Raw genomic sequence first — 25499 nt, 5'->3', positions numbered from 1 at the left:
TATAAATCATAATTGGCACTGGCTTTACAAGCACCCTGTTGAGTTCTCAAAGAACAACCACACACCGACCAGAAGCCCCACCTCAGTGGAACCCCAACCGGGGCTTTTCCGTTCCGTGTCCCCGTCGCTCTCGCGCCGGGCACTTTTACTACGTTACCTCACCGTCTTCGCCGTGTCAAACCGTGTGTCCCGGTCTGTCATGCTTCGTACGGCTTAGCGCCGGCGCACTCACGCAGCAGCGAACCGCTGCGTCAGGTCGTCGGATTTGGCAGGCCGGCCGCTGCGGTTTCCCGCAGTCTCGCCCGGTGCCCTGCCGGTCGTGAACCTTACCCGGTCGGCTTCGCCGCACCAAATCCGCCTCGCGGCCAATCCGGCGAGCCCCGCCCGAACCGCGTCCCGCAGGAGCGAACCCCTGCTTGACCCGGTTACCAGCTTGTTTCGGGGCCTCAGGACTTTCGTCCCGTTTGCCCCGTTCCGCGCTGGCAGAGAGAAAGTTACGCGTCCGTGGGTTTGATCGTCAAATCCGCGGGAAGCGTCCCGCGTCACACTCCTACCCCGCCCGCCCGCTCCTCACTCCGGCGCGGAAGGGGTTTGCGCCATCTGAGAACCACATCGTGCAGGCCGTACGGGGTGGTCAGGACTCTTGTTGGCGCCGGGCGGCCCGCCAGGAGCGGACGCCCAGCACCCCGACCGTGGTGCCGATGGCCAGGGACGCGGCGATCAGCAGCGCGTGCACCCACAGGAAGCTGGTGGCCGCGCCCTCGGCCACCGTCCCGGACGCCCAGGACCGTGGGTCCTGCCAGATCGCGACGGCGAACCTCGGCCAGATCACCCAGGTCCAGATCCCGACGCCGACCAGAAAGGCGGACCACCCTCGCGACAGCACCATGGCAGCCGAGTATGCCAGCGCACCCGGTGACCAGGTCGGGTACGGACGCGAGCCGATGGACAACGCGGGGACCGGCCGGCAACGCGGGGTGCGGCAGTCGTCGATCTGTTTCCGGCGGCTGCGGGGTGGGCACGTGAAGATGGGACAGCCGAGGACCGTCCCCCGCGGAGGTGCCCATGCAACCCTCGATCTTCAATCCCTGGGCCTGGCGTGACCCGTCCGCCCTCGCTGGCGGATATACGCAGGCCACGCCCACGGTCACCCCGGCGGACGATCCGGGTGGTGGCCACGACGGCCCGGACGCCCCTGGCCCTGGCACACCTGTCGACCTGGTGGGCTATCAGGTGCAGGCGAGCGACGGGCGGATCGGCAGCATCGACGAGGCGAGCAACGAGGCGGACGCCGGGTATCTGGTCGTGGACACGGGGCCGTGGATCTTCGGCCAGAAGGTGCTGCTGCCGGCTGGCACTGTGGCTCAGGTGGATCACCGGGAACGCGTCGTGCACATCGACCGGTCCCGGCAGGAGATCAAGGATGCGCCCCCGTTCGAGCCCGATGCGGTCGACCCGGAATACCGGGATCGCGTCGGCAGGTACTACGCCGACCGGTACCTTCCCCCTCCCGGGGCCACGCCGCGGGTAATGTGAGGCCGTGGTCCGGACGGGCAACCGCACGACGGAGGCGGTCGACATGGTCGACGGCCTACCGCTGGGTGCGGTGCCCGTGGTCCCGACCAGCTCCGGCGATGGCCGTGAGCAACTTCTGAGTGTCCTCCGTGCCGGTGGTCTGCGGTTTCGCGCCGGCGCGCGATGGCGGGCGACTCGCTGAGTCGATCCCGCTGACCGAGCAGGGCTGAGCCAGCCCCGCCCGGCGCGCGCCCACGCGTCACCCACCAACGGAACGAGAGGCACCACCATGTCCGTCGCACGAATGCTCACCGGCGACCGGCCCACCGGCCGCCTGCACCTCGGCCACTACGTCGGCAGCATCGCCAACCGGGTACGGCTGCACCGGCGCTACGAGAGCTTCTTCATCATCGCCGACCTGCACATGCTCACCACGCGCAACCGCCGGGAGGACATCGACCAGGTGTCCGGCAACGCCCGGGAGATGGTGACCGACATCCTGGCCGCCGGCGTCGACCCGGGGCAGGCCACGTTCTACCTCCAGTCGGCGATCCCCGAGGTCGGCGACCTCAACACCCTCCTACAGAACCTGGTGACGGTTCCCCGGTTGGAGCGGGTGCCGTCGCTCAAGGACATGGCCCGCGACGCCGGCAAGGAGGAGATGCCGTACGGGCTGCTGGGTTACCCGGTGCTCCAGGCCGCGGACATTCTCTGCGTGAAGGGCGAGGTGGTCCCGGTCGGTCGGGACAACGCCGCGCACGTCGAGGTGACCCGGGAGATCGCGCGGCGGTTCAACCACCTGTACGGCCCGGTCTTCCCGGTGCCCGAGCTGATCGCGGCGGACACGCCGAGCCTGGTGGGCACCGACGGCGCGGCCAAGATGAGCAAGAGCCGGGGCAACTCGATCGCGCTCTCCGACGACGCCGCCACTGTGCGTCGGAAGGTGCTGGGCATGTACACCGATCCGAACCGGGTGCGGGCCGACGTGCCGGGCACTGTGGAGGGCAACCCGGTGTTCGCGTACCACGAGGTTTTCAATCCGGACCGCGACGAGGTCGCCGACCTGGCCCGGCGTTACCGGGCCGGACAGGTGGGTGACGTGGAGGTCAAGGAACGCCTGGTCGTCGCGTTGGAGGGGTTCCTGGCGCCGATCCGGGAGCGCCGGGCCGAGATCGAGGCGGACCGGGGCCTGGTCGACCGGTTGATCGTCGAGGGTACGGAGCGGACCCGTGCGGAGGTCCGGCAAACCCTGATCGAGGTACGCCGGGCGATGGGGCTGACCGGCGCGTACCAGCAGGTGCGGCGGCGGGCTGAACGCAGCCGGCGGCGGACGGACGCCTCAACCTGAGGCGGTGCCCGGTCGACTGCACACCAGACCGGGTGAGCTTTCGCCCAATCTGGCGCAGAATGCGGGGATGAGGGGGATTTCTGGCGTTCGCCTGGTGCCGGCCGCGGAGACGCACCGGACCACGATGTTCGAGATCTTCTTCGACCTGGTCTTCGTCTTCGCGCTCACCCGGGTCATCACGTTCATGGCGGGGTCGCCGACCGCGCTCACCCTGACCCAGGGGATGGTGCTCCTCCTGTTGTTGCTCTATTCCTGGGGGCCGTACACCTGGGTGGGAAACCTGGTCCGCGCGGACGTCGGCCGGGTCCGCGCGGCGACCCTTGTCGCGATGGCGGCGATCTTCGTGGCCGCGCTGGTGCTGCCGGACGCGTGGCGGCAGGGTCCGGGATTCTTCGACGCGCCGCTCACCCTCGCCCTGGCCTACGTGGTCGGCCGGGCGGTGCAGCTCGTGATCCTGTTCTGGGTGAGCGCGACGAACCCGCCGCTGCGGACGACGCTGCGCTTCTTCACCGTGCCGGTGGTGCTGGCGTGGCTCCCACTGCTCGGCGGCGCGCTGCTCGGCGGGATGGCCCAGACGGTGCTCTGGGCGGCCGCGTTGGTGGTGGACATCGGCGGCGCGCGGATCGCGGCCGCCTTCCGGCCGTGGGAACTGCGCAGCGTGGACCACTTCACCGAACGATTCGGCCTGGTCCTCATCATCGCGCTGGGTGAGTCGTTGATCTCCGCCGGTGCGGGGCCACGGACGATGGCGCCGGTCAGTGCGGCAGTGCTGGCCGCGTTGCTCGGCCTCATCAGCACGGTCTGCCTGTGGTGGCTCTACTTCGACCGGCTGGCACCCGCCGCGCGGGAGGCCGTCAGCAACGTGCCGGGCGAGCGACGGGCGAGCGTGGCCGGCGACGCGTACGGCATCGGGCACTCCCCGCTGATCATCGGTGCCATCTACGTCGCGCTCGGCATCGAAGAGGTGATCGCCCAGCTCACCGGGGACTCGCCGCACGCCGACCCGCTGGGCTGGGAGGCCGCCACCGCCCTGTACGGGGGTGCGGCTCTCTACCTGCTCAGCAGGCTGGTCTTCCGCCGACTGACAGTTCGTGCCGTGCACCCCACGCAGGTCGTCGCCGCGCTGCTACCGCTGGTCCTGCTGCCGGTCGGGCGATCCCTGGCCCCACTGGCGGCGCTCGCCGTGCTGACCGCCTGCCTGATCGTGGTGACCTGGTACGACCGGCGTGACTCGGCGCGGACGCGCCCTGCGTGAACACCCGCCAGAAAAAACCTGACGCGCCGTGTCGATATCCGCGGGCCTCGACCGTCGTCATGCTGTACGGCAACCCGCCGCACCGAGAGGAGCCGAAACGTGAAGTACATGCTGCTGTTCATGAGCCCCGCGGACGACGAGGCAGGCAACGGGTGCACCTTCGAGGACTGGATCCGCTACGACCGGGAGATGAAGGACGCCGGGATCTGGGTCTCCGGGCACCCCTTGCAGGATCTGACCACCTGCACGAGCGTGCGGGTCGGCCCGGCCGGCGACCGCACGATCACCGACGGGCCGTTCGCCGAGACCCGTGAGGTGCTCGGCGGGTACGACATCATCGACGTGCCCGATCTCGACGCCGCGTTGGAGTGGGCGGCCCGCAGCCCCGGCGCCACCGGCAACGGGTCGGTGCAGGTGCGCCCGGTCGCCGAGATCGAGGTCGAGGTCTGACCGTGGTGAGCGCAGAGGCGGCAGCCGGCTCGGTGGAGGCGGTGTTCCGGGAGGAACACGGTCGGCTGCTCGCCTCGCTCGTGCACCGTTTCGGCGACCTCGACCTGGCCGAGGAGGTCGCGTCCGAGGCGATCGAGGCGGCCCTTGTGCACTGGCCGGTCGACGGCGTGCCGAGCCGCCCCGGAGCCTGGCTGCTCACCACCGCGCGCCGCCGCGCCGTGGACCGGCTGCGCCGCGACCGGGTGCTGGCGACGCGGCTCGCCGTACTCCGGGCGGAGGCCGAGCGGGCCGACCCCGCCCCGCCCGCCGACGCCGACCGCGACCTGCCGGACGACCGGCTGGCGCTCTTCTTCACCTGCGCGCACCCGGCCCTGCCGGCGCAGGATCGGGGCGCGCTCACCCTGCGGTTCCTCGCCGGTCTGACCACGGCCGAGGTCGGGCGGGCCTTCCTGGTGCCGCCCGCGACAATGGCCCAGCGACTCGTCCGGGCCAAGCGGAAGATCCGCGACGCGCGTATCCCGTTCCGGGTGCCGGGCCCCGACGAGCTGCCCGATCGCCTGCCCACTGTGCTCCAGGCCGTCTACTCGGTCTTCACCGAGGGCTACGCCGCCAGCTCCGGCCCGGATCTCCAACGGATCGACCTCGCCGAGGAGGCCATCCGGCTGGCCCGGATCCTGCGCCGGCTGCTGCCCGCCGAACGGGAGGTCGCCGGTCTGCTCGGGTTGCTGCTGCTGGTGCACGCTCGGCGGGCCGCGCGCACCGGGCCGGACGGCGCGGTGGTCCTCCTCGACGACCAGGACCGTGGACGGTGGGACCATTCGATGATCGACGAGGGGCGAGCGCTGGTGGTCGTCGCGTTGACCGGCCCGGCACCCGGTCCGTACGGGGTGCAGGCCGCCATCGCCGCGCTGCACGACGAGGCCGCCGACGTGGCCAGCACCGACTGGCCGCAGGTGGTGGCGCTCTACGACGTGCTGCTCGGCATGGTCCCCTCACCTGTCGTGGCGCTGAACCGGGCCGCCGCGGTGGCCATGCGCGACGGACCGGACGCCGGGCTCGCACTGCTTGACGAGTTGGCCGACGATCCGCGGCTGCGCGGCTACCACCTCTACCCGGCCACCCGGGCGGACCTGCTGCGCCGACTCGGCCGCAACGACGAGGCCGCGGCGGCGTACCGCAGCGCGTTGGCGCTGGTCGGGACCGAACCGGAACGGGACCACCTGCTGCGCCGGCTGGGATCAGTCACCGGCGACTGACCGGATCCGCCGCTGTACCCTTCGCCGATGAGTCTGCCTCTGCCACCTGGTGAGTTCGCGGCGTACCTGTTCGACTGCGACGGCACCATCGTCGACTCGATGCCGCTGCACTACCTGGCCTGGCAGCGGGCCCTGCACGAGTGGGGTTGCGAGTTCCCGGAGGACCTCTTCTACGCGTGGGGTGGACGGCCGACCGCCGACATCGTCGTCGCCCTGAACGAGCAGCAGGGTCTGACCATGCCGGTGGCGACTGTCGTCGAGCGGCGGGAGAGCTACTACGAGGAGTTGCTGCCGCAGCTCGCCGCCGTACCCGAGGTGGTGGCACACATCGACGACGCGCACCGGCGGGTTCCGTTCGCCGTCGTCTCCGGCAGCACCCGCGCCTCGGTCACCGCCTCCCTCGACGCGCTGGGCCTCCTGGACCGGTTCGACGTGCTGGTCTGCGCCGACGACTACACGCGGGCCAAGCCGGACCCGGAGGCGTTCCTGCTCGCGGCGGAGCACCTCGGCGTACCGCCGGGGTCGTGCCTGGTCTTCGAGGACACCGACCTGGGCATCCAGGCCGCGACCGCGGCCGGCATGGCATCGGTACGCGTGCCGCAACAGCGCGCGCCGCGCTGAGGTCTCAGGCCACCGTCAGCAGCAGCTTGCCCGGGTAGGACGTTTCCAGGCGCTGGTGTGCCTCCCGCACCTTGCCCAGCGGGTACGTCTGCGCGACGTGCACCACGAACGGGCCGGCCTCGATGAGTTCATTGAGGCGTTGCAACTGTCGGGGGTTCGATTCGCCGTCGTAGGCGCGGACCACCACACCCGGCCGCTCCCGTGGCTCCGGCTGCACCCCGTGGGCGAACGCGACCACACCGCCGTCGACCAGCGCCTCGGTGAGCCGGTCCAGCGTCTTGCCGCCGGCCATCGCCAGGATGGCGTCCACCCCGGCCGGTGCCGCGTCCCGGATCCGGGCGAGCACCTCGGCCGGGTCGGCGTGGCCGTCGAGTGACACGTCGGCGCCGAGTCGGGTGACAAGCGCGACGCCGTCCGCCCCGGAGGCCACCGCGATCACGTTCAGGCCCTGTCGCTTGGCCAACTGCACGGCCAGGTGGCCCTGGCCACCGCTCGCACCGAAGATCAACAACCAGCCGCCGGCCGACACGCTGACGGTGTCGAGCCCGGCGAGCGCGGTCAGCGCGTCGGTGGGCATGGCCCCGGCGTGCTCGGCCGGCACCCCGTCGGGCACCTTTGCCGCGTACTCCGCCCTGACCGCCGCGTACTCGGCGTTGAAGCCGCCCTTCGGGCGGGTGGTGGCGGAGACGTAGACCAGGTCGCCGACTCCGACGTTTGACACCTTGCTGCCGGCGGCGATGACGGTGCCGGCGCCGTCGGACCCGGGCACGATCGGGAGAGCCGACCCCTCCGGTACGAGCACACCCTGCCGCTCGTACACGTCCCACACTCCCACGCCGGCGCTCCAGACCTTGATCAGCACCTCGTCGTCGGCGATCTGCGGGATCGGCAGCTTCCGCAGGGTGATCACCTCCGGCCCACCGAACTCGTCAAGGGCCGCGGCCTGCATCCGCTCTGGCACATCCCCGTCAACCATGTGGATTCCCCCTCTGTGCCGCCGTCACCGTCGCAGCATGCGCGCTCGGGAACGGGCGTGGTCCAGAGCCGAGCGCCGTTCACCCACACGGGCCTGTTATGCCGGGCAGCAAGTGCAAGATCGCGGGAGGGGGCGCGGTCAGGGGGTTTGCGGCTTCGGGCCACGCAGCGCCTGCTCGACGGCGTCGCGTACGCGGGCGTCCTCGCGCGCCTTGCGCTGCGTCCGGGTCCGACGCCGGTAGAGGTACGCCCCGACGAGCACGGCGATCAGCACGACGAGCACCAGCACCAACATCCATGGCAGCGCCCAGCCGTGCGCGGTGACCTGGATCGGCTTGAGCGAGGTGGTCGAGCCGGAGGCGTCGGTCAGCAGCGGCGTGAGAGTCACGGTCGCGGCCAGCGAGACGGCGGGGGCGACACCGGCGATGGGCACTGTCACGTCCCAGCTCTCACCCGGGAGCAGTTCCGGCGGCGCGGCGATGTCCTTCGCCCGGACCCGCAGCACGCCGAACGGCCCCGAGACCGAGACCGCCTGCTGCCCGGAGAGCGCGGCGTTGCCGACGTTATGGATCTTGTAGGTGACGGTGGCGTCGCCCTTGCCGAACGGGTTGACCGAGCCCGCGTACGTCACGTGCACGCCCTCGATCGCGAGGTTCGGCTTCAGCTCGCCGCCGACCCGCAGCTTGATCCGGATGCCGAGCCGCCTGTCGACGTTGATGCCCTCGGCCTGGTCGGCCTGGGTGAGCGTGGTGAGGATCCCGCCGACGTAGTCACCGGGGGTGGCGTTGTCCGGAACGCTGACAGTGAAGGGGACCTGCGCGGTCTTCCCGGGCTGGATCACGACGCTGCCGGCCTCCGGCTTCGCCCAGGCGCCGATCGCGACGGACTTGGCGTCCCTGGTGAGCAGGTCGAGCTGCCCGGCGTCGGTCGTGAAGCCGTCGGCGGCGTACACGGACAGGGTCAGCGGCGCCTTGCCGCGGTTGGCGACGACCATGGCGTCCTCGACGGCGCCGCCGGGGTTGACGTTGTAGCTGTAACTGGACCGAGCCTCGCCGTAGCCGTTGGAGGCCGTGCGGACCGTCCAGGCGACGTTGCCGTCCGCCGCCAGGGCGGGGCCGGCACCGACGCCGACTGTCGCGGCGGCGGCGAGCAGGGCCAGCGTGGTGGTACGAGCACGCTTCTTCCAGCGCGTTACGGACGGGTACATGTCGGATCCTTGAGGTGATCTTGGAGGGTCTGCACAGGGGTGGCGGGGCAGGCCCCCGAAGGTGCCTACCCCGCCCGGTGGAACAGGTCGGTCAGCTGCTCAGCGCGGTGATCGTGAGCGTGGTGCGGTAGCTACCCTTCGCGATGCTGTCCGGGATCTTCAGGTCCAGGTCGGCACCGAGGCGGGCACCGCCCCGCGGGTGACCCTGCGCTGCCGCGGCGAGGGCGCTGGAGACCGAGAGGCCCTTGCCCTGGTCGTCGAGGGACGACAGGACCGGAGCACCGGCCTCGGCACCCGCGCCGGCGTCGAGCACGTACGGGTGCCAGCCCAGGTAGGAGCCGGAGAACGTCTTGTCGGCGTCGGAGAAGTCGCCGACGTTGGCCGAGATCGACCACGGCGCGAGCGAACGGCGGCTGTCCGACACGAGGATCGGGTTGATCTTGCCGGCCGCCTCGAAGAAGGTGCCGTCGCGCTCCTGGGCGGTGCCCAGGTCGACAAGGCCGTTGTAGCCGTCGATCGTCCAGCCGAACTCGCCCGGGGCCGCGTTCGGCACGATGACCTGGATGGCCTGACCGTCACCGTGGTACGGGTGCACAGTGACCTTGTCGACGACCGAACCGACCGGCTGACCCTCCGGCGTGTTGACGCAGGCGAGGCCCTTCTCGACGGCCGCGTTCGGGGCCGCGCAGGTGCCGCTGCGGACGTTGGCCAGGACCAGCTTGTCGCCGCGCACCTGCACCTTGACGTAGCTGCGGACGTGCTCCTGGTTCTGCACCGAGTTGTACCAGTACTTGCCCGGGTCGAGCGGGTCCGGGCCGTTGCCACGGATGCCGGTGCCGCTGTCGTCCGGCTTCTTGATGTCGTAGTACTTCGAGCCGGAGGCCGAGTTCGCCGTCACGTAGATGACGCCGCCCGGACCGGGGTAGACCTCGGGCGCACCCGGCTTCTCAGCCGGGTTCTCCTTCTGGCCGTTCTTGATCGAGTAGCTGCGGGTGTAGCTGTGGTCGTGACCCTGGAGCACCATGTCCACGCCGAGGTTGGAGAACGCCGTGGTGAAGTCCTCCCGCCGCTGCTTGTTGTCGGCGTCGGTCGCGTGGCTGGCCGGCGAGTAGATGGAGTGGTGGTAGACGAGCACCTTCCACTTGGCCTCGGAGCCGTGCTTCTTGATCACGTCGGTGACGTACGCGACGTGCGCCGCGTCGCCACCGGCGGAGCCGTCCGCCGGGTTGGCGTAGCTGTTGCTGTTCAGGTCGATGAACAGCACGTCCTTGTGGATGAACCAGTAGTCGCCGCCGGAACGGGTCGCCTGGTCGCCGTTGTAGTACTGCGCCGACCGGTCGGTGTTCGGGGTGAAGTGGTGCTGCTCGTAGGACTTGCCGCCGACGTCGTGGTTACCGATGGTGGCCACGAGCGGGTACTGACGCAGCTGCTCGGGGGCCAGGAACGAGGTCCACTGACCCTCGTCGTTGGCGCTCTCCACGTGGTCACCGGCGGAGACCAGCAGCTCGGCGTTCGGGTTGGCCCCGGTGGCGACCTTCAGGGTCTCCTCCCAGCCGGCCTGGTCCTTCAGCCGGTCACCGGAGGAACCGATCTGCGGGTCACCGAAGAACAGGAAGTCGTAGTCGCCCTCGAAGTCCTGCGTCTTGAAGGCGTACGTCGGGGACCAGCTGCCCTCGGCGCCGACCCGGTACGAGTACGCGGTGTTCTCCCGCAGGTTGCCGATCGTGGCGTGCCTGTTGAAACCGGTGGTGGAGGTGTTCGCCGCGCCAACGGCGTCGAAGCTGACCGCGCCGGCCGGAAACTCGCCGTTGACGATCTCGGCGGTCGGGGCGAGCTGGATCTTCTGCGCGGTGTCCGCCGAGGAGTACCAGCTCACGATGCGCTGGGTCTCGTTGGCGCCGACGCCGAGGACCACACCGGTGATCGTGGTGGACTCGGCCGCGCTGGCAGTGGCCGTCAGGCCGCTACCGAGGGCCGCGCCCATTCCCAGGAAGCCGGCTGCGACCCCGGCGACCACGCGCCGCCGCACAGGCCCGGGGGCCCGTGTCGAGGTGCTCAATGTCATCGACATTGTTCCCTTTTCGAATAGAGAAATGGATGGTGACTTCACCCGACGCGGGGAAGCAAATCCACGCTTTCGCCGCCTGGTGAACCGGCCATGAACGTGATCTTGCGAAAGCCTGCACTTCGCGAACTACTTAGCCCTACTCAGGACCCGGAAACGCGCTGGACAAACCAGATCAGCCCCATGACGGACACGGCTGCGGAAACAACGCCGGTCGCCCAGATACCGACTTTCGGCGCTCGGCGGCGAAGGACGAGCAGGAGCGGGAAAACCAGGGCGATAATCGTCAACTGAACGACCTCGATGCCGATGTTGAACACCAGCAGCGACCACAGCAGGGTCCACGACCACGCCTCGTCGATGCCCAGCGCGCCCGCGAAGCCCAGGCCGTGCACGAGGCCGAAGCAGAACACCACACCGAGTCGGATCCAGCCGGCCCGATCCAGGCTGAAGTGTCCGCGCCCCGCCGTCGTCTCCAGGTCTGTCGCGTGCTCGCCGCGTCGCCAGATGCCCCACAGGTGCCAGCCCGCGACGACGGCGATGGACAACGCGATGACCGGCTCCACGATCGACCCCGGCACCTCGACCAGGCCGAGGGCCGCGAGCATGAACGTCACCGAGTGCGCCAGGGTGAAGCTGGTGGCCGCGAGCACGATCTCCCGCAGGCGTCGCGATCCGGCGATCAGCGCCAGCAGGAACAGGATGTGGTCGATCCCGGACAGCAGGTGTTCGGCACCCAGCAGGAAGAACTCCCCGAACCGCTGGTACCAGGCCTGGCCGGTCGAGAAGGTGGGGTTGGCGGCGTCCAGCGCCGCGCTGCCGGAACGGCTGTCGATCTCGTAGGTGACGATCGTCTTGGTGCCCCTGACGTAACCCTCGTCGTCCGGGAACAGCACGCTGCGCACCTCGTGCTCGTCGACCCGCTCGGGGCAGGTCCAGTCGAGCAGCAGACTCGCGTACGGCACGCCCTCACGCTCGCCGATCGTCGCGTCGCCCACCTGGGTCGGCTGGCACGCCGCGTCCCGCGCGGTCACCGAGAACCGGTCGGAGACATACCTGAGGACCGTCGACGAGTGGCTCCCCAGTGCCGCGGCCTGGGCGCCGCTGTCATGCGCGTCGAAGGCGGCCGTGCCCGCCCGAAAGAGCGGGTCATCGTCGCCCGAATCCGCGGCCGACACGACGAGCAGGTCGTATTCGAGGTCCACCGCCGTGCGAATGTGACCCTCGTCTCCGGCAGTTATTTTCGCGTACACAGTCGACGAGAAGCCGTGTGCGGACGCCGTTCCGGCGCCCAAAAACGGGATCACCGCCGCGGCAATCCCGACAGCGGTGACGATAACGGTACGGCGGACGCGCCCCAGCATGTGACTCCCTCGGTTGGCCAGTGCACGTTGCATGGCGCGGGTGAACACCAGCCCGACCGCCGACGAACCGTCGGATAACAACGACCTCGCACGACCGGCCCCGGATAAACGGCGCAGGGAATTGAGATAGGAATACGAGGCTGCCGTCACCACTCGAAAGGACGACCACCTTTGCGCCCCCCGCTTCGGGCCGTCGCCATCCTGGCCGCGACCGCCGCGCTGGTCGCCGCCTGCGACTCCGGCGACGACTGGTCACAGCCGCACCCCGCACCCAGCGCCGTGGGGACGCTCGGCCCCGGATTCGTCGACCCCTCCACCACACCGGCCCCGGAGGCGACGATCACGCCGCGACCCGGCTCCTGGGCCGGGGTCCACCCGCCGAAGGACTACCGGGTCGTCCTGCTCACCGCCGGTGCCGACGACCCGACCAAGGCTCTCGTGACGGCGGTGCGGGAGTGGGCCGACGACGAGAACGCGGATCTCCGGACGATCACCGTCGGCAACGCCCACGATGCCGTTCCCAGCATCGCCAAGGCCATGGAGATGAACCCGGATCTCATCGTCAGCGCCGGCGGCGACCTCATCGACCCCCTCGCCCTGGTCACCCCGAACCACCTGGACGAGAAGTTCCTCGTGGTGGGCGCCGAGCTGGCCGAGCCCACCCACAACGTCACGTCTGTCGACTGGGAGGGCGCGTCGTTCCGCGGGGAAGGGCTCGGCATGTCCTCGACGTACGACCCGACGTCGTTCACCGCCGAGCGCTGCGCGGCGGCCATCCGGGCGGGCGTGGCGGCCGTCCTCAACGCCCTGACCGGGATCGTGGTCTGGCTCTGACGACGGCGATCGGGGCTGACCGTCGCGGAGTCGGCAGGGCCCGGTGCGGGGGCGCTGACCTCCGCACCGGGCTCGGCGGACCCGCACGGAGGGCACGGGTCACCGGGACTTGACCCGACGTGCGATCCTGTGCCGGCTGATCATGGCTGGGCCCATAGTGGAGGCAGGGTTTGCGTACCGCTTCGCGTATTCACCGTCGAATCGCGGCACTGGGCTTCGCCGTGGCGCTGGCGTGCGGCTCGGCGGTGGGGCTCACCGCCTCCGCCGCCGCGGCAGCGGGCTGAACCCGAAGGACCGGGTCCAGGTGACGGCCGCCGGCGGGGAGCCGCTCACCGCCACGGTGAAGACTGTCGAGTCGGATGGCTCGTCCATGTCCGTCGACGTTGATCTCCGCCTCGCGCCAGCCGGCACGGCCAGCCTGACGCTGTACCCATACGACTCCGGCCCGCCGCAGGTCGGGGCCTTCACCATCAACCCGCCCCTGGCCCTCCGTGCGGTCAACCCGCCGACGATCATCGGAGCGGCAGTGGTCGGCGGGACCGTCACCGTGGCACCGGGCTCGTGGACGCCCTCGACGACCACCTTCCGATACCAGTGGTCGGCCGACGGCGTCCCGATCACAGGTGCGACAGGTGCGACGTTCCAGATCTCCGAGGCGCTGCTCTGGAAGCGGCTCACCGTGGCGGTGACGGCCAGCCGGGACGGCTACGCCGACGCCTCCGCCGTCTCGGCCGCCACGACGGCTGTCGTCCGGGGCAGCGGGGAGCGCCCTCCGCCGCGCCCGCCGATCGGCCGCCCGGGCTCGCCGTGGTCGGATCCGCACCGGCCAGCCAGCTGATCAGGTGATCGTCGAGCACCGGTGGGCGCGAGCATTCGCGCTCACCGGTGGGCGCGGTGACCGAGGACACGGTGCACTGACTCCGCTGAGATAGTGGAATCAGTTGTGTGAGCAGAACTGGCACCGGCGAGTGACGTTGTGAGGTCCACTCTCTCGAACCGCGATCCGGGCTCCTCCGGCTCGGGCACCACCCCCGCGACTGGTGAGCCGGCACGGGCGACGGCCGCCCACCGGCAGCGCTGGGCGGTGGACACCATGGCCCTCGCACCCGACGATCAGGTGCTGGAGATCGGCTGCGGTCGGGGCGCGGCCGTCTTCATGGTCGCCAGCCGACTCACGACCGGCCGGATCGTCGCCATCGACCGGGCCGCGACGATGGCACGACTCGCGACCCAACGCAACCTGAGCCACATCAGCGCCGGCAGGGCCGAGATCCGCTGTGCCGGGTTCGAGTCGGCCGACCTCCCGGCCAGCCACTTCACCACGATCTTCGCGGTGAACGTCAGCCTCTTCTGGCTGGGCGACGCCGCGCAGCAGATCGCTCGGATGCGGGGCCTGCTGACGCCTGGGGGCCGGCTGCACGTGTTCGGCGAGCGACCCACCGCCGCGCACGCCACCGCGAACCTCACCGCGACCCAACTGCTGCTCGAGTCCCACGGTTTCGCCACCACCACATCGAGCGCCAAGCGTGGCCAGCGCCAGGTGCTGACCTGCGTCACCGGCACGCCGATCCGGTGAGCGCGGGCTGATCGCAGCGCCAACACGAGCCGGGCGGGCTCGGCGTAACGCCGAGCCCGCCCGTCCTGTGTCAGTCGAGCTTGATCACATGTGTCAGCGCTGAAGGGTCAGCAGACCCGGCCGGTACGGCAGGAGGCCGTAGTCCACGCCGTCGGAGCTGGGCGAACGACCCTGGTAGAGCAACTGTAGGTTGCAGGCGTCGACAGTCATGGTCTGGTCGGCGCTGGCGCGCAGCAGCTCACCGTGGCTGATGTCGTTGGTCCAGGTGGCACCACTGTTGACCTTGCCGGCGAACGGGTTGCTCTGCGACGCGGCCTGCGGCGTCCACGTACCGTTCAGGCTGGTGGCCGTGAACGAGCGGAAGTAGCGCCCGGTCGAGCCGATCGCCTCGACGATCATGAGGTACTTGTTCAGACCCTGCAACTTGTAGACCTGCGGAGCCTCGAACAGGTTGTTCTGCGTGTCACTCATGATGGTCGTGTAGCTGCTGCCGAAGTTACCGGGGAAGTTCCCGATCGGCATGCTGGTCCGGTAGATCTTGCCGTTGTCGCCGGCGAAGAACAGGTACATGGTCGTGTCGTCGGCGATGACCGTCTGGTCGATCGGGCCGGTGCCGGAGCCGGTGATGCTGCCGGTGAACATCGGCTGCGCCGCCGACCAGCCGTTCGGGTTGGTCGGGTTGGTCGAGGTCCGGTAGTGGAACGCCGCCCCGGCGCCCCACTGGTAGGTGAGCACCCAGATGTTCTTCGGCGCGAAGTAGAACAGCGACGGCGCGACAGTCCCGGAGTTCATCCCGGTCTGGGTGGCCGAGGCCATCTGCGACCAGTTCGAGAAGAGACTGAAGTTCATCGAACCCCAGGTCTTGCCGAAGTCGTGCGTGGTCGCGTAGACGAGCTGCTGGCCGTTGTAGGGCGCGACGGTGAAGTCCTTCAGCGACACCCAGCCCGACTTCGGGGTCGCCAACACGCCCGTCGACGACCAGCGGTACGTCGAGGGAAGGTCACACCCGCCACCCGGCGGCGGCGACGTCGGCGGCGGCGTGGTGGGGTCGCCCCCGCCGTCGACGCGGACGAGCTGCCACTGCTGGTTGGTGCCGTTCCAGTCGGCGTACTGCACGATGTTGCCACCGTCGGCGGTCGAGGCGCCCTGCACCTCCATCACCTTGTTGCTGTTGCGGTTGATCAAGCGGACGTAGCCGCTGTCCGAGTCGGCCAACCGGAACTGCTGGTTGGTGCCGTTGTTGTCGCTCCACTGCACGATCGGCCCGCCGTCGGCGGTCGAGCGGCCGGAGACGTCGAGCACCTTGCCGGACAGCCGAGACTTCACCCGGTAGTAGCCACCGCCGGAGTCGACGAACTGCCACTGCTGCTGGTTGCCGTTGTTGCGGGTCCACTGGGTGATCCGGGCACCGTCGTTCGTGGCCAGGTTGTAGACGTCCAGGGCCTTGTTGCTGTTGCGGTTGACCAACACGTACCACGCGCTCGTGTCGACCGTCGCTGCGGCAGCGGGCGACGAAACCACCGCTACGGCGGCACCGCCGACCAGCAACGCCGCCGCGCCAGCGGCGATGATGCGGGGCAACCACCAGCGTCGCCGCGTCGGCGGCGCGATCGATGGAGACCTATCGAGGGCAGACATGATCCTCCTTCAGTGACCAAAGCCAAACGGCCTGCCCGAGATGGGCGCACCGCGACACGTGCCCGGGCGCATGCGTCGAGAAAGTTAGCGCTAACAAAACGCCTGCACCCCTTGACGCACGCCTGGTTCGGGGTCGACGAAGCAGGCTTCCCCGGCAAGCCAAAGGTGTCGTCGTCCTTAGCCATCGACTGTGAGCGATAACATGCCGTTCGTCAAGACGTAACGTGCTGGGAACATCATGCGGTGGTGTGCCGTGGCCCAGGGCGCGATCACTTCCCACTGATCAACCACGGACCGCCACCCAGCCCGTCGGGGTGGGACCGCGGCCGGACCCTTGAGGACGACCGATGGGATACGTTAACATCGACGGCCACCCATAAGGACCGGCCGCTGACCCCTGGCGTCGGCGGCACCGGGACCAGGCCGTCAGCGCTTCGCGGCCCAGAAGACGTAGACCGCCCCGTACGGCACGGCCGCCGTCGCGCCGTCGACGCAGCCGCCGGCCGGGGCGACGCCACCCGAGGTCAACAGACGGCTGATGTACGCGACGTTGCCGAGAATGCCGGTGCCGCTGTGGGTCTCCACGGTCAGCAGCAGCTCGGGGATCGTCCCCGGCCGCGGGCTCTCCGCGGTCTTCTTCGCCGTGATCAGTGAGCCGTCCCGCTCGGACTGCCAGCTCGGGCCCCTGAAGTGGTGGACCCGCCCGCCCGTGCCGATGAGCTGAGCCTCCGGCACCGACGCGCCGGTGAACACACCGCCAGCACACGTGTAGGTCTGCGTTCCGCGCGTGACGACGTACGCGCCGACGGGACGCGCCCCCGCCGGCGGCTTGATCGGCGAGGCGATGCGCGGGATGTCGACCCGGCGCGCGTCGGCGGCCACGGCTGCCGGCGCGGCCACGGCTGCCGGCGCGGCCACGGCTGCCGGCGCGGCCACGGCTGCCGGCGCGGCCACGTCGGCGGCGGACGCCTGCTGGGTCACCGCGCCGATCGCCGCCACGACACCGGCCATGCCGATGACCGCGAGGGCCCGGACCCAAGAGTGAGACGTGCTGAGCATGCGATTCCTCCGCTCCAAGGGGGCGCATTCGCACCCACTTCCTTCTGCACGGACAGAATGCGCAGACCGATCAATGTTTCGCCGAATTTTGGACGGACACGTCGGTACGGGTCCCACTCGTCCTCGCCGAACCGGGCGTCGTCCCCGTCTCGGCAGCCTGCACGACCACGACTGTCGTCGTTTCGATCTGGCGGGGTTCCGTGTGCTCCGCATTGGCGATATCGGAGTTCCGAGCCGGCTCCGCCCACGACCCGATCGCCCGGCGGGAAAGATGCGGCGTCTACGCTGAATGGCTGCCAATTGTCGACCACATGGGCGGGAGCGAGAATGCAGGTCATCGACAAACTCGCGTGGGTGCACGTGACAGACGGCAAGATCCTGAGCACCAGGTCGTACGGCAAGGACGCCTGGTACATCCCGGGCGGCAAGCGGGAACAGGGCGAGACGGACCACGAGGCTCTGAGGCGGGAAATCCGGGAGGAGCTCTGCGTCGAGCTGATCAGCGAATCGATCGAGCCGATGAAGGTCTTCGAGGCCCAGGCGCACGGCGATGCTGAGGGCGTCATCGTCCGGATGACCTGCTATCGCGCGGATTACCAGGGTGACCTCACGCCCGGTTCGGAAATCGAGGAGATGTCCTGGCTCGACTATTCCGGTAGGGAGCGGTCGTCCATCGTGGATGGGCTGATCTTCGACTGGCTGCGCGAGCGCGGCGAACTCTAGATCGGCGCGGCCGGGCCGAACCGGCCGGTAGCCATTCCTTGCCGCAGGTCCGCAGCCGGCAAAATGCGACGCTGGCTCTCGTCAGACCGCGCCCCGGTCGACAAGGCTGAAGGTGGTGTCGAGTGGGGCGTCACCGAGAAACTCGACGAAGATCTCGCTCCTGGTCGGGCTCCACTGCACCGGGCCGTACTCGTCGTTGAGGATGGCGTAGGAGGGGCGTCCCTTGTCGTCCTTGCCCTCGCGAGATATCGCGAACAGGGTTGCCTTGGTCGGCCGACAGTCGGCTCCCACAAGCGACTTTTCCCCTTCCGCGTCTCTCTTGACGCCGAGACACGGTCGGTGGGCGATCTCCGGATTCACCGATTTGATCATGAAGTCGACACCTACCGGTTCGAGCACGAAGAGCGCGTCCTTGCCGGTCCCGTCGCCGACCTCAAGCTCACCGTGCGACGGCAGCGACAGGTCGCGGTCGATCTCCACAAGGTGCAGCAGGATTCGCCGCTGCCCGGCAAGGATGGCCTCGGTGGGGTCCGCGGCGGCCGACGGTGACCCTCTCGTCGGAGTCGCTGCCGGTGTGGACGCGGCGGCCGACGGACCGCCCGCTGCCGGGCTCCCCGCCGCAGTCGAGCCGGTCGGGTCCGGTTTGGCCTGGTCGTCCAGCAGTTTCGGGCCGAACAGGAAGGCCGGCACCAGCACCGCGATCACCGCGGCGACCGACCCCAGAGCGATGAGCCAGCCACGCCGACCCGAGCCCGCGCGGTCGGCCGACGGCGCCGAACCCCGCCCCTGGTCGGCACCACCGCCGGCGCGTGCCGCGCGCACCGTCGACATCTCCGCCAGACGTTGGGCCGACCCGGCGGCACCCCCCTGGTCCGCTACGGTCAACAGTCCGTCGAGCAGCTCCCGGGCGGTGGGCCGGGCGGCGGGATCCTTCTCCAGAGCCCGGGAGACCAACTCCCGCAACGCACCGCCGAGGCCGCTCAGGTCCGGCGGTTGCGTGAGGATCCGCATCGCGGTGGCGGTAGGGGAGTCGCCCCCGAACGGGTTGCGGCCGGTCGCGGCGTGAGCGACGAGGGCACCCCAGGCGAAGATGTCCGCCGGCGGGCCCACCGGGTGGCCGGACGTCGCATCGAACCGCTCCGGGGCCATGTACGAGACGGTCCCGACCACCTGGTTGGTCCGGGTGTGCTGGCTCGTCGCCTCGAACGCTCGGGCGATGCCGAAGTCGATGACCTTGATCCCACCCGGTGCGACAAGGACGTTTGCCGGCTTCAGGTCCCGGTGGATCACCCCGGCGCCGTGGATGGCGGTGAGCGCGGTAGCCACCCCGACCGCGATGCTGTGCACCTGCGCGGCCCCCAGCGGCCCCCGCTCCCGCATCACCTGCGCGAGGCTGGGACCCTCGACGTACTCCACCACGAGGTACGGCGGGTTGTGCTCCGGGTCGGCGTCCAGGACCTCGGCGGTGCAGAACGGTGGAACCTGACGGGCACGGTTCACCTCACTGCGGAACCGGCCACGGAACTCCGCGTCATGCGAGAACTCCGGACGGACGACCTTGACCGCCACCCGCCGTCCCTGCGGCGACCGGGCCAGGAAGACAGTGCCCATGCCCCCGTCGCCGAGCCGGTCGAGCACGTCGTACCCACCGAGGCGGGTCGGGTCCCCCGGACGCAAGCCGTCGCTCACGACGACTGCCCGCGGACCGTGACCGCCGCACGAGCCGTTCCGCCTATCACCCGTACCCCTTAGGTCACTCGGACGCCGCCCCGCAGCCTATCGTCAACCCACCGAACCCCGTCGATGCCGTCAAGGAGAAGCCCATGGCGACGTTCGTTCTCGTGCCCGGCGGGTGGAAGGGCTCCTGGGCGTTCGAGGCGGTGGTTCCGCTGCTGGAGCGCGCCGGTCACACAGTGCACGCCCTGACCCTGACCGGTCTGCGGCCCGACGACGACGTCGCGACCGTCGCGACCGCCAACCTCGACACCCACGCCGACGACGTGTTGCGACACCTCGATCGCGCCCACCTCACCGGCGCGACGCTCGTCGGCCACAGCTACGCCGGGATGGTGATCGCCGCCGCGGCGGACCGCGCCGACGGCCGGATCGCACGACTGGTGCATCTCGACGCCTACGTACCCCTCGATGGCGAGTCGTGCTGGTCGGCGACGAGCGAACACTTCCGGCAAGTCTTCGCGGCCGGTGCCGCGGCCACCGGCTACGCGGTCCGCCCACCCGAGGGCGGCGATCCCCGCCGACGCCCCCACCCTCTCGCCTCCTTCCTGCAAACGATCCGGCTCACCGGCGCTGCCGCCCAGGTCCCGAGACGCGACTTCGTCTACTGCTCCGGCTGGGACCGCACGCCCTTCGCCGACCTCCGTGCTCGGCTCGACGCCGATCCCGGTTGGCGAGTGCACGACCTGCCGACCGGCCACGACGCGATGCGCGAGGCCCCGGAGGCGGTCGCCGCGCTACTGCTCGCTCAATGAGGTGACTGCTTTACGAGCTTTCTCAGCGTGCCGAGGTTGTCGCGCATCCGAGCAGCGCTGCCAGGCCGACAAACTGTCTTCGAGCCTCACAGCTTTCCGACCGTGTGATCCTCGGCCCGGCGTCGAGCCACCGGCCGTGGCTGTTCCCCAGCCTGGGACCGGCGGTGCCGCTGACCTCGCCTGGAGCGTCGTCGGCCAGACCGCCTACGGCGTTCGCGACAGTGCGGCGCGATGGCCGGGATTCGATCACGATGGTGCCTTCCACGTCGCCCCAGTAGTCGAAGTCGCGACGTAGAGGATGCCCGTGGCCCGGATCTCATCGGCGTTGATGGCCGCCTGCTCGTCGGCTTCGCTGACCAGGTGCAGGTCGGGGAAGAAGTACGGTGCGTGGGTCAGCAGCCTGGTGTGGAAGCGGGCCTGGAGCCCCTGGCTGATCTCGTCGCCACGGCGCAGGCCCTCTCGTCCGGCCCAGCCTTCCAGGTAGTCGTGCCAGGGTTGCCCGCAGGTGCGCCACTGCTCGTGGTGGCTGTGCAACCAGCCGCGTTGGCCGTCGTCGGGCAGCCGGTCGAAGCTCCAGCGTGCGGTCGCCTCGTCGAACCTCTCGTAGGCCCACTCGACGACGATGAGCACGCCGCCCGGCGTGAGCGCCGCCGCAGCCCGACCCAGGACCTCGTCCAGGTCGGTGACATGGTGCAGCGAGGTGCAGGCGACGATCACGTCGACCGGCTCGCTCAGCCGGTGCTTTTCGAATTCCGTCCGGTGGTAGCCGGGTCCGGACGGTGCCACCGGGTCCACCCCCACCGCGTCGAAGCCGTGCTCCCGCATGGCGGGTACGAAGCCACCCTCCGGGCCGCATCCGATCTCCAGCACGCGGGCTGGTGCCGGTGGCAGGTGGGCGCGCACGAACGCCCAGCGGGCATCGAGCCACCGTTGCTTGGCGGTTGTCGTGTCGATCATCGGCGCGGTCCTTTCCTGATCGTTATCTGGTGTGCAGCAGGCGCACCGACAGCGGCCCGAAGATCGTCGTCAGCGCGGTACAGGCGAGCAGGAGCCAGGCGACCTGGCCGCCGGGCGTACCGCCGGACATGAGGTCCCGGGTGGCGGTCACCAGGTGGGTGACCGGGTTGACGTCGACGAACGCTCGCAGCCATCCGGGCAGGGTGGCCGGGTCGACAAAGATGTTGCTGAACAGCGACAGCGGGTACAGCAGCGCCTGGGTCAGGCCGAGCACAGCGCCGGGCGATCTCATGACCAACGCCAGCGTGGTCCAGAGCCAGGACAGGCTGATGCTGAAGAGGACGACCAGGAGCACCGCGGCGGTCACGCCGAGGGCGTTGCCGTCCGGCCGGAACCCGAGCGCGAGGCCGAGCCCGATCACCACAGCGGAGGCCAGCGCGTATCGCACGGCGTCGCCGAGCATCGCGCCGATGAGCGGGGCGGCGGGCCGGATCGACAGCGTGCGGTACCTGTCGAACGCGCCGCTGGCGAGGTCGATGCTCAGCGCGGCGCCGGTGGTGCCGGTGGTCACCAACAGTGTCATCACGAGGATTCCGGGGACCAGGTGACCGGCGTACTCGCCGGTCGATCCGCCCACGGCACCGCCGAACAGGTAGGTGAACATCACTGTGAACACGACCGGGTGGACGGCGATGTCGAAGATCTGGACGGGGGTACGCCTGATCTTGAGCAGGGCACGGCGGCCGAACGCCAGACTGGCGGTCACTGTGCCGGGCCGGGCCGGCCGCGTGCGGGTGAGCACCGCACCGGACAAGCGGGCCTCGGTGACGGTGTCGAGCGCGCTCATCCGGGATCTCCCGTCGGCGTGATGTCCACGGTGGCCGCCCTGCCGGTGATCGCGAGGAACACCTCGTCGAGGCTCGGCTGGCCGAGGGCGAACTCGGTGACCTCGATCTGCGCCCGGGACAGTTCGACCAGCGCCTGCGCTGCGGACTCCACGCTCGCAGGGCCCGCTTCCGGGAGTGGCGCGGTCAGGGCGACCGGGTCGGTGTCCAGCGCTACGCAGTCACCGAACGTCCGTGCCAGCACCTGTTCGGCGGCCGGCCGGACGGCAGGTGCGGCCAGCCGTACCCGAAGCGTGCCGCCACCGACCGCGGCCTTGAGTTGGCCGCTGGTGCCCTGGGCGATGAGCCTGCCGTGGTCGATGACGGCGATGCCGTCGGCGAGCCGGTCCGCCTCGTCGAGGTACTGGGTGGTCAACAGAACTGTGGCACCTTCGGCGACGATGCCACGGATCATGGCCCACACCCCGTTGCGGCTGCGTGGGTCCAGCCCGGTGGTGGGCTCGTCCAGGAACAGCAGGTCGGGCGTGCTGATGAGGCCGGCGGCGACGTCCAGCCGACGCCGCATGCCGCCCGAGTACGTCTTGACCAGCCGGTCAGCCGGCTCGGTCAGGGCGAACGCGGCCAGCGACTCCTCGGCCCGGTTCGCCGCGACCGCCCGGGAGTAACCGTGCAGCCGGCTGAGCAGGACAAGGTTCTCGCGGGCGGTGAGGCCGTCGTCGAGCGAGGCGTACTGTCCGGTCAGACTGATCCGGTCCCGTACGGCGGCGGCCTGGCGGACCACGTCGTGGCCGAACACCTGGGCGGTGCCCTCGTCCGGGCGCAGCAGTGTTGCCAGCATCCGGATGGTTGTCGTCTTGCCAGCGCCGTTGGGCCCCAGTACCGCATGCACCGTGCCGGCGGGGATGTTCAGGTCGATGCCGTCGACAGCGCGCGTGGCCCCGAACGTCTTGACCAGGCCGCTGGCTTCGACGGCGAGGTGGCTGGAACGGGTCATCGGATCCAGCCGTCCTCGGCGACCAGCTCGCCCTGTTCCGCTGTGACATCGCAGGCGACGGCGAAGGCGACGGCGGCCTCTGGCAGGTGCGGCGCCCCGGCCAGGGCCGCGCTCAGGATTTCCGGCGACTCCCACCGCCACATGTCCACCCAGGTCCGCTCGTCGACGCGGATCAGCCTGGTCTCGGTCGGGCCGCCGTACTGCGCTCTGATCGCCGCGATGAGCTGGCCGCGCCGTTCCAGCACGAGGTCGGCGTCCGCGGCATCGGCGGTGAACCGAGTGGTCCGGATGAGAGACATTACTGTTCCCCTTCTATAGAGTTCATTTCTAGAGCTTCACTCTAGTGTTACAGTGCACTCATGCCACTGGTCAAGAGCACCGGCAAGAAGGGCGAGAAGTCGCGGCAGACTCGGCGGCGCATCCTGCGGGCTGCGTACGAGCTGTTCGTCGATCAGGGCTACGGCGCCACCACACTCCAGGGAATCGCGGAGCGGGCCGGTGTCGCCGTGCAGACCATCTACTTCGCGTTCGGCAACAAGCCGTCGCTGCTCAAGGAGCTGGTTGACGTCACCATCGCCGGTGACGACGAGCCGATTCCCACGATGCAGCGGGCCTGGTTCCGAGCCGCCCTGGCGGCTGACACCGCCGAGGCGCAGCTGCGGGCACACGTGGGCGGCACCTGCGAGGTGCTTCAGCGGGTGGCACCGATCATGGATGTACTGCGCGCCGCCGGAGCACAGGACCCAAGCCTGGCCGGGATGTGGCAGCAGGACACCGATCCGCGCCTCGAAGTCCAAACCGCAGCCGCGCGCAGCCTCATCGCCAAGCCCGGCGCCAAGGCGGACCTGACCGTCGAACACGCCGCCGACCTGCTCTACGGCCTGCTGAGCCCGCAGCTGTACCTGCTGTTCATCCGCGACCGAGGCTGGACTCCAGACCGCTGGGAGCAGTGGGTATACGACACCCTGCACGTTCAGCTGTGCCGTTAGCGCGGGGTCGCCTGCCGGACTGGAGGAGAGCCCTTATCCAGCCGGGGTGGCTGTCACCTCAGGTGAGCGGCGAGCGGGATGTTCTGCGCCCTGAGCGCGGTGGCGATCAGGCCGGCGATCTGTCTGGCGCCGGCGGCCTCGAAGTGGGTGTGGTCGTTGCAGAAGAACGCACCGACCGCCCCCGTCGAGTAGTTGCCGTTGTTCGGGCACAGCCTGAGCGTGTTGTAGAGCGCGACGCTCTTCGCGTGCAGGTCGATGACCGGTACGCCGTTGGCGGCGGCCGCAGCCGTCGTCTCGGCGACGAAACCGCGATTGCCGACGGCGGTGCTGCCGCTGCAGGTGATCGCCGCGACCGGGGTGACGAAGATCGGCTTCACGCCTCTGGCCTTGGCAGCCGTCGCCATGACGCCGAGCAGTTCCTTGAAGCGGTTGGTGCCGACGTGTCGCGGGCAGGCCGAGTCGCCGTCGTTGATGCCGAACTGGATGATCAGATAGTCACCGGCCTTGAAACCGCTGCTGGTGTTCAGCATCGCCGCCCACCGTGCGCTGTAGGCAGTCGAGCTGAGCGTGCACTCGCCGGCCGAGTTCTTGGTGGATGTCACATTGCCCTCGTACAGCCACGTCTGGATGCTGCGACCGCCGACGGCGCTGTTCTGCACTGTGACGTTCGACGTGAGGTAGGACGCGAACTGGCTGCCCCAGCCGATCGGACAGGAGCTGGCGTTCATCATCGTGGAATCGCCGGCCATCCACACCTTGACCGGCGCGGGTGCCGGTGAGTCGGAGGGCGTCACCGGTGGCGTGCTCGGGCTGGGGCACGGCGTTGCCGTCGGCGTTGGTGTTGACGTCGGCGTTGGTGGCGACGTCGGTGTTTGCGTCGACGTCGGCGATGGCGTGGGCGTCGGTGCCGGTGGACCGGCGCACGTGACGCCGTTGAACGAGAACGACGACGGCACCGGGTTGCCGCCGCTCCACGAGCCGGTGAAGCCGAAGTTGACCGAGGCGCCAGAGCCGAGGGCACCGTTGTAACTCACGTTGGTGGCGGTCACCGCCGTGCCGGTGACCGTGACGGCGGCGTTCCACGCCTGGCCCACGCCCTGCCCGGGGGCGAGGCTCCAACCCACGGCCCAACTGGTCACCGCGTCGCCGAGGTTCGTGACGACGACATCGGCTCCGAACCCGCCGGTCCACTGGCTGGTGACCCGGTAGTCGACGGCACACGCCGGGCTGGCGGCCTGGGCGGTGGCGAAGCCGAGCCCGCCGGCCACGACGGTCAGGACCGTTGCCACAAGGACCACGAGACGCGATCGGCGAACCTTCATCGGGTCACTCCTTGCCT

Annotated in this window: 25 protein-coding genes; 12 read left to right on the top strand and 13 right to left on the bottom strand. The window is 69.8% G+C overall.

Annotation, left to right across the window (positions count from 1 at the left end; genetic code table 11):
- Nucleotides 1-634: 634 nt before the first annotated feature.
- Nucleotides 635-889 (bottom strand): hypothetical protein, encoded by a 255-nt coding sequence (locus tag AB0A95_RS17035; protein WP_357556667.1) that lies wholly within the window; start codon nucleotides 887-889, stop codon nucleotides 635-637.
- A gap of 176 nt (nucleotides 890-1065) precedes the next feature.
- Here AB0A95_RS17035 and AB0A95_RS17030 point away from each other — a divergent pair, with 176 nt between their 5' ends.
- The 6 genes from AB0A95_RS17030 to AB0A95_RS17005 all read left to right on the top strand — a co-directional run bounded on the left by AB0A95_RS17030 (nucleotide 1066) and on the right by AB0A95_RS17005 (nucleotide 6445).
- A complete protein-coding gene (locus tag AB0A95_RS17030) occupies nucleotides 1066-1536 on the top strand; it encodes a PRC-barrel domain-containing protein (RefSeq protein WP_357556666.1) in 471 nt (156 codons plus the stop codon).
- A gap of 268 nt (nucleotides 1537-1804) precedes the next feature.
- Nucleotides 1805-2863 (top strand): tryptophan--tRNA ligase, encoded by a 1059-nt coding sequence (trpS, locus tag AB0A95_RS17025; protein ID WP_357556665.1) that lies wholly within the window; start codon nucleotides 1805-1807, stop codon nucleotides 2861-2863.
- A 67-nt stretch (nucleotides 2864-2930) separates the two neighbouring features.
- Nucleotides 2931-4118 (top strand): low temperature requirement protein A, encoded by a 1188-nt coding sequence (locus tag AB0A95_RS17020; RefSeq protein WP_357556664.1) that lies wholly within the window; start codon nucleotides 2931-2933, stop codon nucleotides 4116-4118.
- A 108-nt stretch (nucleotides 4119-4226) separates the two neighbouring features.
- Nucleotides 4227-4568 (top strand): YciI family protein, encoded by a 342-nt coding sequence (locus tag AB0A95_RS17015; RefSeq protein ID WP_357556677.1) that lies wholly within the window; start codon nucleotides 4227-4229, stop codon nucleotides 4566-4568.
- Nucleotides 4569-4570: 2 nt separating this feature from the next.
- Nucleotides 4571-5824, top strand: a complete 1254-nt coding sequence (locus AB0A95_RS17010) for a sigma-70 family RNA polymerase sigma factor (RefSeq protein WP_357556663.1) — start codon at nucleotides 4571-4573, stop codon at nucleotides 5822-5824.
- Between the two features lie 27 nt (nucleotides 5825-5851).
- Nucleotides 5852-6445 carry an HAD-IA family hydrolase gene (locus AB0A95_RS17005; RefSeq protein WP_357556662.1) on the top strand — a complete coding sequence of 198 codons (594 nt, stop codon included), beginning with the start codon at nucleotides 5852-5854 and terminating at the stop codon, nucleotides 6443-6445.
- A gap of 4 nt (nucleotides 6446-6449) precedes the next feature.
- Here AB0A95_RS17005 and AB0A95_RS17000 read toward each other — a convergent pair whose 3' ends face one another.
- The 4 genes from AB0A95_RS17000 to AB0A95_RS16985 form a co-directional block, all read right to left on the bottom strand.
- Nucleotides 6450-7421, bottom strand: coding sequence for an NADP-dependent oxidoreductase (locus AB0A95_RS17000; protein WP_357556661.1), 972 nt, complete (start codon nucleotides 7419-7421; stop codon nucleotides 6450-6452).
- 138 nt (nucleotides 7422-7559) lie between these two features.
- Nucleotides 7560-8627, bottom strand: a complete 1068-nt coding sequence (locus tag AB0A95_RS16995) for a DUF916 domain-containing protein (RefSeq protein WP_357556660.1) — start codon at nucleotides 8625-8627, stop codon at nucleotides 7560-7562.
- A 91-nt stretch (nucleotides 8628-8718) separates the two neighbouring features.
- On the bottom strand, nucleotides 8719-10692 hold the full coding sequence (locus tag AB0A95_RS16990) for an FN3 domain-containing metallophosphoesterase family protein (RefSeq protein ID WP_357556659.1): 1974 nt from the start codon (nucleotides 10690-10692) through the stop codon (nucleotides 8719-8721).
- A 143-nt stretch (nucleotides 10693-10835) separates the two neighbouring features.
- Complete coding sequence (locus AB0A95_RS16985) at nucleotides 10836-12209, bottom strand: HupE/UreJ family protein (protein ID WP_357556658.1); 1374 nt, start codon at nucleotides 12207-12209, stop codon at nucleotides 10836-10838.
- Nucleotides 12210-12227: 18 nt separating this feature from the next.
- Between AB0A95_RS16985 and AB0A95_RS16980 the strand changes: the two genes are divergently transcribed.
- The 3 genes from AB0A95_RS16980 (at nucleotide 12228) to AB0A95_RS16970 (ending at nucleotide 14466) form a co-directional block, all read left to right on the top strand.
- Nucleotides 12228-12890: a hypothetical protein gene (locus tag AB0A95_RS16980; RefSeq protein ID WP_357556657.1), complete on the top strand. Its 663-nt coding sequence runs from the start codon at nucleotides 12228-12230 to the stop codon at nucleotides 12888-12890.
- A gap of 370 nt (nucleotides 12891-13260) precedes the next feature.
- Complete coding sequence (locus AB0A95_RS16975) at nucleotides 13261-13728, top strand: hypothetical protein (RefSeq protein ID WP_357556656.1); 468 nt, start codon at nucleotides 13261-13263, stop codon at nucleotides 13726-13728.
- A gap of 138 nt (nucleotides 13729-13866) precedes the next feature.
- Nucleotides 13867-14466, top strand: coding sequence for a class I SAM-dependent methyltransferase (locus AB0A95_RS16970; protein ID WP_357556655.1), 600 nt, complete (start codon nucleotides 13867-13869; stop codon nucleotides 14464-14466).
- Nucleotides 14467-14559: 93 nt separating this feature from the next.
- On the opposite strand, the gene AB0A95_RS16965 is transcribed toward AB0A95_RS16970, so the two are convergent.
- Both AB0A95_RS16965 and AB0A95_RS16960 read right to left on the bottom strand, forming a co-directional pair.
- The gene (locus tag AB0A95_RS16965) at nucleotides 14560-16104 is read right to left on the bottom strand and encodes a non-reducing end alpha-L-arabinofuranosidase family hydrolase (protein WP_357556654.1); all 1545 of its coding nucleotides are present in this window, start codon (nucleotides 16102-16104) and stop codon (nucleotides 14560-14562) included.
- A 426-nt stretch (nucleotides 16105-16530) separates the two neighbouring features.
- Entirely contained in the window at nucleotides 16531-17163 is a 633-nt protein-coding gene (locus tag AB0A95_RS16960) for a DUF3455 domain-containing protein (protein WP_357556653.1), read from the bottom strand.
- A gap of 327 nt (nucleotides 17164-17490) precedes the next feature.
- Here AB0A95_RS16960 and AB0A95_RS16955 point away from each other — a divergent pair, with 327 nt between their 5' ends.
- A complete protein-coding gene (locus AB0A95_RS16955; RefSeq protein ID WP_357556652.1) occupies nucleotides 17491-17886 on the top strand; it encodes an NUDIX domain-containing protein in 396 nt (131 codons plus the stop codon).
- Between the two features lie 81 nt (nucleotides 17887-17967).
- Here the strand turns inward: AB0A95_RS16955 and AB0A95_RS16950 are convergent, their stop codons facing one another.
- Entirely contained in the window at nucleotides 17968-19575 is a 1608-nt protein-coding gene (locus AB0A95_RS16950) for a serine/threonine-protein kinase (protein ID WP_357556651.1), read from the bottom strand.
- Nucleotides 19576-19709: 134 nt separating this feature from the next.
- Here AB0A95_RS16950 and AB0A95_RS16945 point away from each other — a divergent pair, with 134 nt between their 5' ends.
- Complete coding sequence (locus AB0A95_RS16945; protein WP_357556650.1) at nucleotides 19710-20375, top strand: alpha/beta hydrolase family protein; 666 nt, start codon at nucleotides 19710-19712, stop codon at nucleotides 20373-20375.
- 246 nt (nucleotides 20376-20621) lie between these two features.
- Here the strand turns inward: AB0A95_RS16945 and AB0A95_RS16940 are convergent, their stop codons facing one another.
- Genes AB0A95_RS16940 through AB0A95_RS16925 form a run of 4 tightly spaced genes read right to left on the bottom strand, consistent with a single transcriptional unit; the run spans nucleotide 20622 to nucleotide 23470 of the window.
- Complete coding sequence (locus AB0A95_RS16940) at nucleotides 20622-21332, bottom strand: class I SAM-dependent methyltransferase (RefSeq protein WP_357556649.1); 711 nt, start codon at nucleotides 21330-21332, stop codon at nucleotides 20622-20624.
- A 22-nt stretch (nucleotides 21333-21354) separates the two neighbouring features.
- The gene (locus AB0A95_RS16935) at nucleotides 21355-22179 is read right to left on the bottom strand and encodes an ABC transporter permease (RefSeq protein WP_357556648.1); all 825 of its coding nucleotides are present in this window, start codon (nucleotides 22177-22179) and stop codon (nucleotides 21355-21357) included.
- Nucleotides 22176-23171 carry an ATP-binding cassette domain-containing protein gene (locus AB0A95_RS16930; protein ID WP_357556647.1) on the bottom strand — a complete coding sequence of 332 codons (996 nt, stop codon included), beginning with the start codon at nucleotides 23169-23171 and terminating at the stop codon, nucleotides 22176-22178. The genes AB0A95_RS16935 and AB0A95_RS16930 overlap by 4 nt, the downstream gene beginning before the upstream one ends.
- A complete protein-coding gene (locus tag AB0A95_RS16925) occupies nucleotides 23168-23470 on the bottom strand; it encodes a hypothetical protein (protein WP_357556646.1) in 303 nt (100 codons plus the stop codon). Before AB0A95_RS16925 ends, AB0A95_RS16930 begins: the two co-directional genes overlap by 4 nt.
- A gap of 60 nt (nucleotides 23471-23530) precedes the next feature.
- Here AB0A95_RS16925 and AB0A95_RS16920 point away from each other — a divergent pair, with 60 nt between their 5' ends.
- Nucleotides 23531-24160 carry a TetR/AcrR family transcriptional regulator gene (locus tag AB0A95_RS16920; protein ID WP_357556645.1) on the top strand — a complete coding sequence of 210 codons (630 nt, stop codon included), beginning with the start codon at nucleotides 23531-23533 and terminating at the stop codon, nucleotides 24158-24160.
- Nucleotides 24161-24213: 53 nt separating this feature from the next.
- Here AB0A95_RS16920 and AB0A95_RS16915 read toward each other — a convergent pair whose 3' ends face one another.
- Nucleotides 24214-25482 (bottom strand): cellulose binding domain-containing protein, encoded by a 1269-nt coding sequence (locus tag AB0A95_RS16915; protein ID WP_357556644.1) that lies wholly within the window; start codon nucleotides 25480-25482, stop codon nucleotides 24214-24216.
- Nucleotides 25483-25499: the final 17 nt, after the last annotated feature.

The organism is Micromonospora sp. NPDC049230 (assembly GCF_040647875.1).
Taxonomy (GTDB): Bacteria; Actinomycetota; Actinomycetes; order Mycobacteriales; family Micromonosporaceae; genus Micromonospora.
Note: the sequence above shows the minus strand (reverse complement) of the source record. Positions and strands in the feature narration are given on the sequence as shown.

Bases quoted from the DNA above. Each gene is read 5' to 3' on its own strand.
- AB0A95_RS17035 (WP_357556667.1), bottom strand. From the start codon at position 889: ATGGTGCTGTCGCGAGGGTGGTCCGCCTTTCTGGTCGGCGTCGGGATC.
- AB0A95_RS17030 (WP_357556666.1), top strand. From the start codon at position 1,066: ATGCAACCCTCGATCTTCAATCCCTGGGCCTGGCGTGACCCGTCCGCC.
- trpS (WP_357556665.1), top strand. From the start codon at position 1,805: ATGTCCGTCGCACGAATGCTCACCGGCGACCGGCCCACCGGCCGCCTG.
- AB0A95_RS17020 (WP_357556664.1), top strand. From the start codon at position 2,931: ATGAGGGGGATTTCTGGCGTTCGCCTGGTGCCGGCCGCGGAGACGCAC.
- AB0A95_RS17015 (WP_357556677.1), top strand. From the start codon at position 4,227: ATGCTGCTGTTCATGAGCCCCGCGGACGACGAGGCAGGCAACGGGTGC.
- AB0A95_RS17005 (WP_357556662.1), top strand. From the start codon at position 5,852: ATGAGTCTGCCTCTGCCACCTGGTGAGTTCGCGGCGTACCTGTTCGAC.
- AB0A95_RS17000 (WP_357556661.1), bottom strand. From the start codon at position 7,421: ATGGTTGACGGGGATGTGCCAGAGCGGATGCAGGCCGCGGCCCTTGAC.
- AB0A95_RS16995 (WP_357556660.1), bottom strand. From the start codon at position 8,627: ATGTACCCGTCCGTAACGCGCTGGAAGAAGCGTGCTCGTACCACCACG.
- AB0A95_RS16990 (WP_357556659.1), bottom strand. From the start codon at position 10,692: ATGACATTGAGCACCTCGACACGGGCCCCCGGGCCTGTGCGGCGGCGC.
- AB0A95_RS16975 (WP_357556656.1), top strand. From the start codon at position 13,261: ATGTCCGTCGACGTTGATCTCCGCCTCGCGCCAGCCGGCACGGCCAGC.
- AB0A95_RS16965 (WP_357556654.1), bottom strand. From the start codon at position 16,104: ATGTCTGCCCTCGATAGGTCTCCATCGATCGCGCCGCCGACGCGGCGA.
- AB0A95_RS16960 (WP_357556653.1), bottom strand. From the start codon at position 17,163: ATGCTCAGCACGTCTCACTCTTGGGTCCGGGCCCTCGCGGTCATCGGC.
- AB0A95_RS16955 (WP_357556652.1), top strand. From the start codon at position 17,491: ATGCAGGTCATCGACAAACTCGCGTGGGTGCACGTGACAGACGGCAAG.
- AB0A95_RS16945 (WP_357556650.1), top strand. From the start codon at position 19,710: ATGGCGACGTTCGTTCTCGTGCCCGGCGGGTGGAAGGGCTCCTGGGCG.
- AB0A95_RS16940 (WP_357556649.1), bottom strand. From the start codon at position 21,332: ATGATCGACACGACAACCGCCAAGCAACGGTGGCTCGATGCCCGCTGG.
- AB0A95_RS16935 (WP_357556648.1), bottom strand. From the start codon at position 22,179: ATGAGCGCGCTCGACACCGTCACCGAGGCCCGCTTGTCCGGTGCGGTG.
- AB0A95_RS16930 (WP_357556647.1), bottom strand. From the start codon at position 23,171: ATGACCCGTTCCAGCCACCTCGCCGTCGAAGCCAGCGGCCTGGTCAAG.
- AB0A95_RS16925 (WP_357556646.1), bottom strand. From the start codon at position 23,470: ATGTCTCTCATCCGGACCACTCGGTTCACCGCCGATGCCGCGGACGCC.
- AB0A95_RS16920 (WP_357556645.1), top strand. From the start codon at position 23,531: ATGCCACTGGTCAAGAGCACCGGCAAGAAGGGCGAGAAGTCGCGGCAG.
- AB0A95_RS16915 (WP_357556644.1), bottom strand. From the start codon at position 25,482: ATGAAGGTTCGCCGATCGCGTCTCGTGGTCCTTGTGGCAACGGTCCTG.